The organism is Enterobacter cloacae complex sp., from assembly GCF_900322725.1.
GTDB classification, from domain to species: domain Bacteria; phylum Pseudomonadota; class Gammaproteobacteria; order Enterobacterales; family Enterobacteriaceae; genus Enterobacter; species Enterobacter quasihormaechei.
In genome coordinates this window covers 4,311,035-4,323,750 of sequence record NZ_LT991957.1, presented here as the reverse complement: position 1 = coordinate 4,323,750, position 12,716 = coordinate 4,311,035, and the positions used below count along the sequence as shown (strand labels likewise).

The following is a 12,716-nucleotide window of genomic DNA, read 5'->3' as shown; positions in this document are numbered from 1 at the left end:
ATTAAGAGGTAACGGATTGAAAATAGCACATGTCAGAGCTTATCCGCGTCGACAACCGCTTTAACAAAGTCCTGCGGATCTTCCTGCGGCGGGTTGTGGCCAACCGTCGCGCCAAAAGTGCGGTGCTCATATTTCCCGGTAAATTTTCCGGCATAGGCCGCAGGTGCCGGATGTGGAGCTCCGTTGTTACCGCCCTCAATGGTGATGGTCGGCACCGTAATATTCGGCAGCGCGGCGAGCTTTTGTTCATAGGCGTCATATTTCTTCTCCCCCTTCTCCAGCCCCAGACGCCAGCGGTAATTACTGAGCGTGACGGCAACGTGGTCCGGATTATCGAGGGATTTGGCGCTGGTATTGAAGGTGGCATCGCTGAATGTCCAGTCAGGCGAAGCCTGGGACCAGATCAGGCGGGCAAAATCGTGCGTATATTTAGCATAGCCTTCAGCACCGCGCGGCGTGGCGAAGTAGAACTGATACCACCACTGTACCTCCGCTTTCGGCGGTAAAGGTTGTTGACCAATCGCCTGGCTGCTAATCAGGTAGCCGCTCACCGAGACCAGCGATTTCACGCGCTCCGGCCAAAGCGCCGCAACGATATCCGCCGTACGTGCACCCCAGTCATAACCGGCAAACACCGCCTGTTTGATATTCAGGGCGTCCATCAGGTTGACGATGTCTTTCGCCATTGCCGAAGGCTGGCCGTTACGCGGTGTTTTATCAGAGATAAATCGCGTGGTGCCGTAACCGCGCAGGGACGGCACGATGACACGATACCCCTTCGCGGCCAGCGCGGGGGCAACTTCCGCGTAGCTGTGAATATCGTACGGCCAGCCATGCAGCAGGATCACCGGTTGCCCGTCTTTCGGCCCGATATCGACATAACCGACGTTCAGATCGCCGGCGTTAATTTGTTTTACCTGGTTAAAAGCCGACGAGTAATCCTTATCCATCGCTTCTGCCTGACAGGACATTACGGTGCCAAGCGAAACGGTCAATGCGACTGCTGAATAGGCGAGTTTGTTAAGCATGATGTTATCTCCGGGTGAGTTCAGTTGACGGAGATATAACACCATGGGTTTGTATAGGGGATGTGTGCAGAGGCGGTTTTATTGCATAAACATGTATGTCTCTCAGGCGCAGATACAGTGTGATACAAATCGGGTTATAGGGTGATTCGGTAACGGACGTAATCGTCGGCTTCACCATAGTGGTCATAGAGTTTACGCGCCGGATTGTTTGCCCGGGTGACCCAGTAAAGTTTTGACCACCCTTCCCGCTTGCCCTCATCGATCAGGGCATCGATCAGCGCTTTACCTGCCCCTGCGCCACGTTCGGCAGCATTAACAAACAGATCTTCCAGATAGCAAACCGGCGCGGTTGACCAGGTTCCTTCATGCAGGACACACATGGCGAAGCCGATGACGTTGCCGTCTTTCTCCACGACCCGGCAAAACAGGGATGATGAGCCTGACAGCGCCCTTTCCCATGTCGCTGCGGTGACGGGCTCGTCAAGGTAGCAGTCATAAAAATGGGTATAGCCATCCCACAGTTGTCGCCACTGTGGGTAATCTTCAGCGCGTAACGGGCGTACGGTGAGCGTCATGTGTTCCTCACATTATCCTTACTGCTTTTTAAACGCATGATGCGAGCCAGCGTGGCAAGACGCTTTGACCGACAAAATAGCGTGAACAGCACAAAGCCTCGACTGTTTAACACCATGCGGCTTAATACCAGAGCGATCGTTGCAATAATCAGCTGCCAGCTACTGGCGTCAGAAACAGTCAGATAGTGAAGCCATTGCAGAACCGTTAATGTGAACAGGAGAATAAAAAGCGCTAAAAATCCTGTTAGTCCTGAAGTGTATCCGCGAGCGAGGCGTGTACTGGCGAGCATCAGGAAGATAAGTATGGTTAACGATGGGACAAAAAAACTGAGTACATGTAGCGATGGCGAAATACTTGATACCAACCGGAGAAATGGCAGCAAGTTCAACGCAAAAATAATCAGAAAAAGTGGTAATAATATCGCTACTGGATAAGCATTTTGCCGTGGCAACTCACTAAGCGGGCGTGAGAAATAGCGCTCCAGTTCAGGCGTAGAATGGTCTAATAACACATCGTCATGACGGGCGATAGCGTCCTCAATCCGTTTCCCGTGTTGCAGGAGTTCATAAGAAACGTGTCCGGTTAACAAAGGCAAAATTTTCATCAAAAAACCGCCAGTGACTGGATAGTACCAATAATGTATTTACTGGTGCGAGGTATGTTCCCTGGAGCGGCAATTACTCCGCTTACAGCACTTCCTGCAAGCGCCGCGGCACTCGTTACCACTTGACCTAATTGCCTGGTAAGTTCCAACTGAACAGGACCCGTTGGGAATCTTTTTGGATAAAATCCTGCACGAATCAGAGCTTTAACTTCTTTATTACTTATACCAGGGTTTTGAGCGCGAATAATTAACTCACTCAGTCGAGCACGGTCCTGACGAGGATAACTTTTTAACCACTCGGTTGCCTTCAAGGAAGAAACGGATTTCATTGCGCGCCAGGTGGTCACAGCCTCTTTCAATGCACCTCCTGCGCTTGCCAGGGAAATGACATCTAAAGAAGTGGATGTCGCAACATACCAGTCCTGGGTATCCAGCCAGGCGACGTTGGCGCCGTCATTTTCAACCAAATCATAAATTCGATAAAGGCCATTCATACATTGCAGACCGGTGGCGGCTGTTCCGGCATAGCCAATAGCGACTAATACGCTTCCCCCGCCTGCTGTAAGGGGGGTTGCTGCTGTTCCAGCAAGCATCACTCCGCCAGTGATGATCATCGCGCCACATGACAGAACGGTTGAGGCAATTTCAGTTCCCATTGAGGTAGAAGAGACTGCATCACTCAATGCTTTTCCTGCTGTGGAGGCGGAGGGAAGCGAGGAGGCTTTTGTCACAATAATATGCGTAACTATCCCACTTTGCCCTTGGGGGTGTCGTTTGCCGGGTCTAACCAGGAAGCGTTGAGGTCCGTCAGCGTAAATGATTCCCGCGTGAGCGAACTCACGGTTACAGTCCATGGCTGCTCCGAGTGCTTTAAAATCAAAATCCGCAGCCCCAACTCCCGAGAGTTTCGCAAAATCATAGCCCGGTAAGTTTTTATCAAGGTTCATCCCAGGTAGAACCATATTCTTCTCCTTATCAAGCAGGTTGATTTCTTTAACCCGACACTTTTATAACGTAAATAAAGTACAGTAGAACGGAACAGAATGTAATTAAGATAAAAATACCAGAACCCAAACAAAATCATAACGCTCAAATATGGAGATCACCGGATGACGATACCCACGCTGACGACAGCACGCCTATTGCTTAAACCCCTCGTTGCCGCCGATGCTGTTCAGATCCAGCAGCGTTATCCACGCTGGGAAATTGTTCGCTATATGGTGGCTTCCGTTCCCTGGCCCTATCCGGACGACGGTGCTGAAAGCTATGTCAACAACGTTGCGCTGCCCGATATGGCCAAAGGTAAAGCGTGGTTCTGGACGATTTGCCGTCGCGAAGCGCCTGATGAACTGATGGGATTAATTTGCCTGTACGACGTGGAAGACAACAACCGGGGCTTCTGGCTCGCGCCTGAATTTCAGGGACAGGGATATATGCGGGAGGCGAGTATTGCGGCCACGGATTATTGGTTCAATACGCTTAACAAACCGGTGCTACGTGCGCCGAAAGCGGCTGCCAATAGCCGCTCCCGACGTATTTCAGACAGCAGCGGCATGCGGCTCCTCAGGACAGAAAAAAAAGCCTACGTCAGCGGCGTGCTGGACTCGGAACTGTGGGAAATCACCCGCGACGAGTGGAATGCCCGTCAGGTCAGCTGATAATGCTTATCCGGCATCAGTCTTTCAGGGATGTTCTCTTCATCGTTCATTTGTAACAGATCGCGCTCCATCATGTTGCAGATGGCGTCCAGCGGCAGGTCGTTATCTTCTGTCCCAAACGGATCTTCCAGCTCTTCCGCAAGGGTATCCAGCGAGATAAAGGTGTACGAAATCAGCGCGGAGACGAACGGCGTCATGTAATGCAGATCAACAACCAGCGCAAACGGCAGCATGATGCAGAACAGATACACCGTCCGGTGCAGGATCAGCGTATAGGCAAACGGGACGGGCGTATTGGCGATACGCTCGCAGCCGGCCAGCACGATGGACATATCGTTCAGGCGGTTGTTCAGGCTGTGAAACAGGATGTCTGAGAGATGCCCGCTACGTCGACGTACGGCCAGCCACTCCCCCATAATCAGCAGGATACGGTTCGCCGGGGAGTTGGCGTCCATTACCTTACGTAAATCGTCCGGAGACAGATAGCGAGAAAGCCGCTCGGCATTGATTTCTTTGCGCAGAGTCATGCGCAGACAGTTAGCAAAGGCGATTTGCAGGCGGACAAACTCTCCGAGATGTTTATCATCCGGTAAGGTGTTTTTTACCTCGCGAAACAGCGAGCGCGCCGCTATCATCAACTGCCCCCAAAGCAGACGAGCCTCAACGTAGCGCGAATAGCAGGCGTTGTTCCGAAAGCCAAGGAAGATAGCGATAGCCACGCCCAGAATGCTGAATGGCGCGACGGTAAACCGGATGCCCAGCGAGGTATACCACGGCAGCATGACAATCACGGCGATGGAAAGCAGGAAGTTAAGCAGCAGTCGGGTATAAATTTTGGGTAGTACCGAACCATGCCAGACAAAAATCAGTTGCAGCCAGTGCTGTTGAGGACGAACAATCATAATCAGCTTCAGAAAAGTAAAGAGCGCGGCTATTAAACGTGATCCCCGTCACGGTTGCAAGCATGTTAACAACTCATTGCATTTTCTCACCTGATTAGCCTAAACCGCACGGTGCTGCATGTGATTTAAAAAAAGATCCTATAGTATGTTGTAACTAAATAGAGTTGCTAAAAAAACCCGGCAAACGCCGGGCAGTCTGATTAGCAGAGCGGTTTCACCGCATCGCGCATCCCTTTACTTAAAATCGCATCCAGATCCTGCGCAACCTGTTCTACCAGTCCATTCACTTGTATCAGGTCCTGCTCCCAGTGCTCGCTCACGCTTAACACCGACGAAACCAGATCGTGCGTAGTAATCTGCTTGTCGTGATGCTGCGTCCACAGTTGCTGATAACGCTCCAGCCAGTGCGCATCGTCCTGCACCGGATAACGCTCACCGTTGCGTTCGGCACGGTAGAAGGCAATCAGCGCCGCCAGGGCAAATGTCAGTCGTGCGGGCAGTTTGCCGGTCGTCTTCTGCCCTGCCAGCAGCTGCGGCAGAATGCGGGTGCGGTATTTCGTCATCCCGTTTAAGGCAATCGACAGCAGCTGGTGCTTAATGTACGGATTACGGAAGCGCCCCGTTACGGCACGGGCGAAGGATTGCAGCTCGTCGCGCGGCAGATCCAGTACCGGAATAATCTCCTCATAGATAGCCTTTTCAACGAACGCGCAGATCTCCGCGTCGTTCATGGCTTCCCCTACCGTATCCAGTCCGGCCTGATAAGCAACCGGCACCAGCGCCGTGTGCGCGCCGTTGAGTATCGCCACCTTACGCTCTTTATACGGTTTGATATCGTCAACAATCAGGACGTTGAGCGGGTATTTATCCAGGCGCAGTTCGGCTGCAAGCGATTTTGGCCCCTGAATAACAAACAGATAGAAATGTTCAGCGGTGTCCAGGAAACCGTCGTGATAGCCCAGCTCGGCTTCCAGCTCCACCACCTCATCACGCGGGTAGCCGGTAACAATGCGGTCAACCAGCGTCGAGCAGAAGGTGTTCGCGTCGTTCAGCCAGGCAATGAACGCCGCCGGCAGCGCCCACTCCTGCGCATAACGCAGCACCAGTTCACGCAGGGCTTCGCCGTTGTAGTCAATGAGTTCGCAAGGAATGATGATCCAGCCTTTATCCGCAGCCCCGTTGAAGTGGGTAAAGCGTTCGAACAGCAGACGCGTCAGCTTGGCCGGATAGCTGGCAGCAGGCGCATCGTCAAACTTATCGCCCGCGTGATAGCTGATGCCCGCTTCCGTGGTGTTGGAGAAGACAAACCGCATGTCCGGATTATGGGCGAGCGCCAGAAATTCATCGTACTGGCTGTAGACGCTGATTTCACGGTTCACAGAGCGAATAAGACGCGCATCGCTTACCGCTTCCCCCTGCTCGTTCAGACCCCGAATAATCGTGGTATACAGACCATCCTGAGTACTCAGCGACGGAGGAAAATCGCTCTGGATCGGCCGAACAATCACCACACCTGAGTTGAGATCGGTGTGCTCGTTCAAAAGGTCGATTTGCCAGTCAACGAACGCGCGCAGGAAGTTACCTTCGCCGAACTGGATGATACGTTCAGGGTAGCGCGCACCGGGAAAATCACGACGGTTGAGTGTGTTCACAATGGAGGTCCTTTATGATTAGTCATACAGCCTGATAAGATTGGTGTAATAACTTATCAAAACTTCACAACCAGAACCCCTATCTGGATCAACTCATGACGCAATGGCGGGAAATAATCACAAAAATTTATAGAACACCGAGGTCGCCGCCATATCGCCGTTCGGCATCAACGCGTAGCGTGGGATCTCCCCCACCTTTTGCCACCCTGCACGCTGGTAAAACGTCTCCGCGCCGCTGCCGGTCGAGGTATCAAGCACCAGCACCGTCAGCGCTTTTTCACGCGCAACCGCCTCCAGCGCTTCCATCAGCGCCATGGCTACCCCTTTACGACGCGCCTTCTCGTGAACCAGAAGTTTTGCGACGTCTGCGCGGTGTGGCTGGTTTTCAGGCTGATCGGTGATGAGCTGTACCGTTCCTATTAGGCCTTGCTCTTCATCGAAACAGCCCAGGAGGGTTCGTTCGCCGCGCCCGGCGCTGTCCGCAACGCCGAGCCAGAACGTACGCGCCTTCTCAGCAGTAAAAGGCAGCATAAAACTGACGGAGGCACCGCCGTTAACACAGTTGACAAGAATATCGATCAGGTCATCGAGGTGGGTAAGAATGTCCTGCCGGGAAAGAGGTTTAATCAGCATGGGAGAGTTCATAGCGCGTCCTTAGGTTGAATCTCTCCACTTTGCTATTAACATTTTTGTAACGCAACAAGCGATGACATAGGATTTCGTTATGTCATTTTTCGCGGTGATGCAGCTGCTTCATGGCGTACATCTGCGTATCCGCCTGTTTTAACCACGCCTGCATATCGTTCCGGTGATGATCGAACTCGCTCAGCCCCCAGGAGAACTGTAACGACCAGGGATGCAGCTGGCGCGCGTTGAACTTTTCCGTTTGTTCGACGAGATATTGCATAGCGATCCAGGCGCCTGGCTCATCGGTGTCCGCAAACAGCACCGCGAACTCATCTCCGCCGAAACGTACCAGCAGATCGGCCTCGCGAAACGACGAACGCATCAGGTTAGCCATCGCTTTCAGGGCTTTGTCGCCCTCCTGATGGCCGAAGCGATCGTTAATGGTTTTGAAATGGTCCAGATCCAGCCAGCCAAGCGTTAACGGCTCTGCCCGACGCCGCGCAACCGACAGGGCAAAATGCGCAAACTGATTAAACCCGCGACGGTTGAACAACCCCGTAAGCTCATCGGTCGTGGCCGCGCTGACTGCGGCAAATTCATCTTCTGCCAGCGCGCTGAGATCGGCCAGCACGGCGGAATCCGCCGCCGTAAATTCGCGCGGTGCGTAATCAATAATGCACAGCGATCCTACGCACGCCCCGTCGCGTAAACGCAGCGGAAAACCGGCATAAAAGCGTATGCCGCCCTCTACCACCACCTGCGGATTATCCGCAAAGCGTTCGTCCAGCAGCGTGTCACTCACCACCAGCGGGGCATCACCCAGAATCGTATGGCCACAGAACGAGAGATCGCGAGGCTGGCTGACGGGCACTTTGCCCTCGGCAGACTTCACGATGACGGCGTTGTCATCCACCAGCGTGATCATCGCCAGCGGCACCCTGAAAAAGCGTGATGCCAGCCGTGTCAGACGATCAAACGCGGGATTATTGTCGATCTCGAGCAGACCGGACTCGCGCAGAGCAATCAGGCGCTCCGCTTCATTAACGGGAACTAAAGGTGCTTTCATAACGTCTCCTGACGCTGAGCATTAGTAAAAGCGTAGCTTAAACAGAGACATTGTCAGTTCAGGAGGCACGATTTACCTCAATGACCAGCCAATGATGGATCACGTTGACGATATACTGTTGTTGCTGCGCATTGAGCGGCACGCCCTGCGGGATAGCGTGCCACTTAGCCAGACAGCCCCGACAGCAGGTTGCCGTGGCATGCTGGGCGATAAAGACGGGATGGCCGCGCATCGGCGTCTGCTTACCGTCATTTACCGGGTGTGCAGGTGCCAGCCGCGCGGATACAAAATCGGCCGCATGCCGATCGATAGTCTCCACGCCCTTATCCCAGCAGTATTGCCGCTCTTTGGTACCTAAACGAAAACGCGAACGGAACGTCGAGCGAGCCAGGCGCGCAAATAAAGGATCGAGCGTGGACATCAGTAAACGGACCGTCCCAGACGTTTGGTCAGCTGTTCCAGCGCCGCCACGCCCGCCAGTGAATTGCCGGTCTCGTCCAGTTCCGGGCTCCAGACGGCAATCGCCATCTCGTGGGGGACAATTGCCACAACCCCACCGCCAACGCCGGATTTAGCCGGCAGCCCCACGCGCCAGGCAAACTCCCCGGCGTTCTGATACATGCCGCTGGTTGCCATCAAGGCGTTAATTTGCCGGGCCTGCATCGGAGAGACGACGTCCTCGGCCAGATGCGGGGCATGGCCCTGATGCGCCAGAAAAAGGAAAGTCTGCGCCAGTTCGACACAGTTCATCTTCAGCGCGCAGTAATGGAAATAGTTTTGCAGCACCGTAGCAACGTCATTATGAAAATTGCCGAAGGACTTCATCAGCCAGGCAATGGCGGCGTTACGGGCGGAGTGTTCAAATTCGGACCGCGCCACCACCGGATCGTAGGCAATGTCCTGTACGCCGGAAAGCTGACGCACAATTTCCAGCATTCTTTGCCGCGGCGCGCTCAGCCGGCTTTGCAGCATATCGCACACCACCAGCGCTCCGGCATTAATAAACGGGTTACGCGGCTTACCCTGCTCTATTTCAAGCTGAAGAAGGGAGTTGAACGGCTGACCGGACGGATCTTTGCCTACCCGCTGCCAGATCTCTTGCTCGTCATACTGGCGCATGGCGGCAACCAGGCTAAGCACTTTTGAGATCGACTGAATGGAAAAGCGCTCCAGCGCGTCTCCCGCCTGAAAGCGCTGACCGTCGATAGTACAAATGGCGATGCCGAGCTTATTCCCGCTGACTGAAGCCAGCGCGGGAATGTAATCGGCAACGTTACCCTGCCCCAGTAACGGACGAACCTGCGCCAGAATCTCGTCCAGCATCTCATTATGGATGACCGCAGCCACACTTTGCTCCTTGCCCTCAGGCTAAAACGGGCTGCGAGTATAACAGAGGCTGATACGTCACGTCAGGCAGGGAGACGAAAACGCGAGACGGCCTGCATCAAAAGATCGGATGCCTGATGCAGGCGTTCAGAGGCATTCGACGCTTCGCTGACCAGCACATCCGTCTGACGCGATACCTGATTCAGCGCCTGAAGCTGACGGGTCATCTGATGGATACTTTCCCCCTGATTCAGGGTAGCCAGCGAAATATCGTTCAGCAGGCTGCTCAGATTCGCCACCAGCCCGGTGACCTGTTGCAAATTATCCTCCAGACGGTTGACCACCTGAGAACCTTCCTCAATGCCCTGAAGCGAGTGGTTGATCAGCGCCTGGATGGTTTGCGTGGAGTGACTGCTTTTTCGGGCCAGCAGCCCCACTTCCCGGGCGACCACCGCAAACCCGCGCCCCTGTTCCCCCGCATGGGCGGCTTCAATGGCGGCGTTAAGGGCCAGAATGTTGGTCTGAAACGCCACGCTGTCGATCATTGCGACGATCCCGCGCATTTCTGAGGATCGGTCGACGATCGTCTGCATTGAGCCATTCACCGCAGACATCATTTGCTCCCCGCCGGCGGCAGCCTGTCGGGCCTCATCGGCACGCGAGCGGGCGAGCTTTGCATAACCCGTATTGCCCTCAACGTGGGTTTCGAGGTCGGCAATATGTGCCGTTACCTCCTCCAGCTCTTTTGCCTGACGCGTAGACTGCTGATAAAGCTTCTGATTTCCCTGCGCAAGTGACCCGATATTCTCAACCATGGAGGTGGTGGCCTCGCTGACCTGAGTCACCAGCTGCTGTAGCCCGCGCTGCATGGCGGTAATACTGTTGCTGAGCTGGCTGATTTCCCGGTTAAAGCGCATAACGTCAGGCGGCGTGCCCGACAGGTCCCCTGCCGCAAGCTGGTTGATATGGGCAATCAGACGGCGTAGCGGAGATATCACCCATTTCGCCATTCCGAACCAGACGGCAATGGCAATGGCGAGCAGCACCAGCGGCGCAAACAGGAACAGCCGTTGCAGGCCTGAGAGTTGTTCCATTAACGACTGACGCCCCTGTATCGCCTGCTTCTCGCTCCGTTGCTGATAGCGCGCAAAGTTGTCATTAAAATCGGTCTGAAACGCCTGGGCAGGTACGGCAAAAAAGAGATCGATACTGTTGGTTTTCACCAGCCCTTCCGCCTGCTCTCTGATGGCGCCGAAGAAAAGCTGATAGCTGTTAACCAGCCCCTCGTCTTTCGGCGGATTAAGCGCAAGCCAGGCTTGCCATGCCTGCTGAGACGCCGCCAGGGATTTTTGCGCCTCGTCCATCAGGCTATGCCAGCTTCCTTCAGAGCCGGTCTCTTTATCCTGCATAAAGTAAACGCCGGAGCGGTTGAGCAGATCGCTGGCGGCCAGCAGGGAAACGCGCGCCTGATCCAGCTTACTCTGCTGCTGCCAGGCCAGCTGATTGCGCTGTTCGTTACGCTGGGCTTCATTGAGGGAGGCGGTCAGCAGGAAGGAGGAAGAGAGTTGCAGAGCGGAGAAAAGGCCAATAATACAAAAGATGCCGGTCAGCAGGCCAAACTGACGGGGAATAATGCGCTGCGCAAGACGGCGAAAAATTTGCGTTAGGTTCATAATTTTCTTCTGTAACAATACGTTAGACGCGAGCGAGTCTACGAAACGAAAATGACAGAACCATTGCAGAATAATGACAGGAAACATGAACTGCCGGGTAGCGGCCTTGCCCCACCCGGCAACAACATTACACGCGATCCTTCCAGACCGTCTGAACGTTACAGAACTCGTGCAGACCGAAATGAGAAAGCTCTCGCCCGAAGCCGCTCTTCTTCACGCCGCCAAAGGCGACACGCGCATCGCTGGCGCTGTAGCCGTTGATAAACACGCCGCCGCACTCCAGTTCGCGAGAGAAGGTTTCAGCCTGCGCGTCGTTCGCGGTAAAGACCGTCGCAGATAAGCCAAAGTCGCTGTCGTTAGCCAGCTGCAAGGCATGCGCCGCATCGTTCGCAACGGTAATTGCCGCTACCGGACCAAACAGCTCCTGACGGAAGGCCGTCATCTCCGGGGTGACGCCGCCGAGTACGGTTGGTGCGTAATAGTTACCGGTCCCGGACATCTTCTCTCCGCCCAGCAGCAGGGTCGCCCCTTCCGCCAGCGTAGCCTGCACCTGCTGATGCAGCTCATCGCGAAGGTCAAATCGCGCCATCGGGCCAATATAGTGCTCTTCTTCATCCGGTGCGCCCATCTTCAGCGCCGCAACCGCGTCTACAAAGCGTTGGGTAAAGGCTTCTGCCACGCCCGCTTCCACGATAAAGCGTTTCGCCGCCGCACAAACCTGTCCGGTATTCTGATAACGCCCGGCCACCGCCGCGCTGACGGCCAGATCCAGATCGGCATCGTTCAGGACGATAAACGGATCGGAGCCGCCCAGCTCCAGCACGCATTTCTTCAGCGCCGCACCTGCCTGCGCGCCAATCGCCGCGCCTGCCCGAACGCTGCCGGTCACCGTCACCGCCGCAATACGACGATCGTTAATCGCCTGGCTGACGCCGTCATTCGTCGCGTTAACCCAGCCAAAGACCCCCTCCGGGAAGCCGGCATCCGCGAACACCTGCCCAATCAGGTCCGCCGAGCCGAGCACGTTTGGCGCATGTTTAAGCAGATAGCTGTTCCCCGCCAGCAGGATCGGCACCGCACCGCGCAGCACTTGCCAGAGCGGGAAGTTCCATGGCATCACCGCCAGGATCGGCCCCAGCGGACGATACTCAATGACCGCATTTTCGACCTGGGTGGATTCCGCGCGCAGCATTGCCGGGCCGTGTTCGGCGTACCAGTCGCAAAGGCTGGCTGATTTCGCCACTTCCGCACGCGCCTGGACAATGGGCTTGCCCATCTCGCGGGAGATAGTCTGCGCCATCTCTTCCGCACGGCTGCGCAGCGCCGTACCCAGATCGCGAAGTTTTTGTGCCCGGTGCGCTATGCCTTCGCGTCGCCACTGGCGAAAACCGGCATCGGCCAGCGCAATGGCTCGCTCCACGTCCTGAGACGTTGCCCACGGCCAGGCGGCCAGCGTTTCGCCGGTCGCCGGGTTGACAGAGAGAGCATGGGTTGCAGATGAATAGGTCATGATGTTCTCCACGTAATAACGGTTGATTCATTGTCGCCCACTCTGGTATTTCTTAAAAATGAATAATACTCACCACCTTATTCACGAATCGAGA

At 54.9% G+C, this 12,716-nt stretch carries 13 protein-coding genes; 1 reads left to right on the top strand and 12 read right to left on the bottom strand.

The window, feature by feature from the left end; all coding sequences use genetic code 11:
• Positions 1-32: 32 nt before the first annotated feature.
• From DBR02_RS21235 to DBR02_RS21220, 4 genes are all read right to left on the bottom strand, one after another.
• Positions 33-1,028 carry an alpha/beta fold hydrolase gene (locus DBR02_RS21235; RefSeq protein WP_107535361.1) on the bottom strand — a complete coding sequence of 332 codons (996 nt, stop codon included), beginning with the start codon at positions 1,026-1,028 and terminating at the stop codon, positions 33-35.
• A gap of 134 nt (positions 1,029-1,162) precedes the next feature.
• On the bottom strand, positions 1,163-1,603 hold the full coding sequence (locus tag DBR02_RS21230; RefSeq protein WP_107535360.1) for a GNAT family N-acetyltransferase: 441 nt from the start codon (positions 1,601-1,603) through the stop codon (positions 1,163-1,165).
• A complete protein-coding gene (locus DBR02_RS21225; RefSeq protein WP_107535359.1) occupies positions 1,600-2,208 on the bottom strand; it encodes a hypothetical protein in 609 nt (202 codons plus the stop codon). Before DBR02_RS21225 ends, DBR02_RS21230 begins: the two co-directional genes overlap by 4 nt.
• A complete protein-coding gene (locus tag DBR02_RS21220; protein WP_107535358.1) occupies positions 2,208-3,170 on the bottom strand; it encodes a hypothetical protein in 963 nt (320 codons plus the stop codon). The genes DBR02_RS21225 and DBR02_RS21220 overlap by 1 nt, the downstream gene beginning before the upstream one ends.
• Before the next feature lie 147 nt (positions 3,171-3,317).
• Here DBR02_RS21220 and DBR02_RS21215 point away from each other — a divergent pair, with 147 nt between their 5' ends.
• Entirely contained in the window at positions 3,318-3,866 is a 549-nt protein-coding gene (locus DBR02_RS21215; protein WP_107535357.1) for a GNAT family N-acetyltransferase, read from the top strand.
• Here DBR02_RS21215 and DBR02_RS21210 read toward each other — a convergent pair.
• From DBR02_RS21210 to sad, 8 genes are all read right to left on the bottom strand, one after another.
• On the bottom strand, positions 3,854-4,768 hold the full coding sequence (locus tag DBR02_RS21210) for a bestrophin family protein (protein WP_063451324.1): 915 nt from the start codon (positions 4,766-4,768) through the stop codon (positions 3,854-3,856). The genes DBR02_RS21215 and DBR02_RS21210 overlap by 13 nt on opposite strands.
• A 200-nt stretch (positions 4,769-4,968) precedes the next feature.
• On the bottom strand, positions 4,969-6,420 hold the full coding sequence (locus DBR02_RS21205) for a tagaturonate reductase (protein ID WP_107535356.1): 1,452 nt from the start codon (positions 6,418-6,420) through the stop codon (positions 4,969-4,971).
• Between the two features lie 117 nt (positions 6,421-6,537).
• Entirely contained in the window at positions 6,538-7,065 is a 528-nt protein-coding gene (locus DBR02_RS21200; protein ID WP_102751194.1) for a GNAT family N-acetyltransferase, read from the bottom strand.
• 82 nt (positions 7,066-7,147) lie between these two features.
• Positions 7,148-8,113, bottom strand: coding sequence for a GGDEF domain-containing protein (locus tag DBR02_RS21195; RefSeq protein ID WP_107535355.1), 966 nt, complete (start codon positions 8,111-8,113; stop codon positions 7,148-7,150).
• A 58-nt stretch (positions 8,114-8,171) separates the two neighbouring features.
• Positions 8,172-8,534, bottom strand: coding sequence for a DUF4186 domain-containing protein (locus DBR02_RS21190; protein WP_063451328.1), 363 nt, complete (start codon positions 8,532-8,534; stop codon positions 8,172-8,174).
• A complete protein-coding gene (gene glsB / locus DBR02_RS21185; RefSeq protein ID WP_063866715.1) occupies positions 8,534-9,460 on the bottom strand; it encodes a glutaminase B in 927 nt (308 codons plus the stop codon). Before glsB ends, DBR02_RS21190 begins: the two co-directional genes overlap by 1 nt.
• Before the next feature lie 62 nt (positions 9,461-9,522).
• Positions 9,523-11,112 carry a methyl-accepting chemotaxis protein gene (locus DBR02_RS21180; protein WP_063866716.1) on the bottom strand — a complete coding sequence of 530 codons (1,590 nt, stop codon included), beginning with the start codon at positions 11,110-11,112 and terminating at the stop codon, positions 9,523-9,525.
• Between the two features lie 127 nt (positions 11,113-11,239).
• The gene (sad, locus tag DBR02_RS21175) at positions 11,240-12,622 is read right to left on the bottom strand and encodes a succinate-semialdehyde dehydrogenase (protein WP_107535354.1); all 1,383 of its coding nucleotides are present in this window, start codon (positions 12,620-12,622) and stop codon (positions 11,240-11,242) included.
• Between the last annotated feature and the right edge of the window lie 94 nt (positions 12,623-12,716).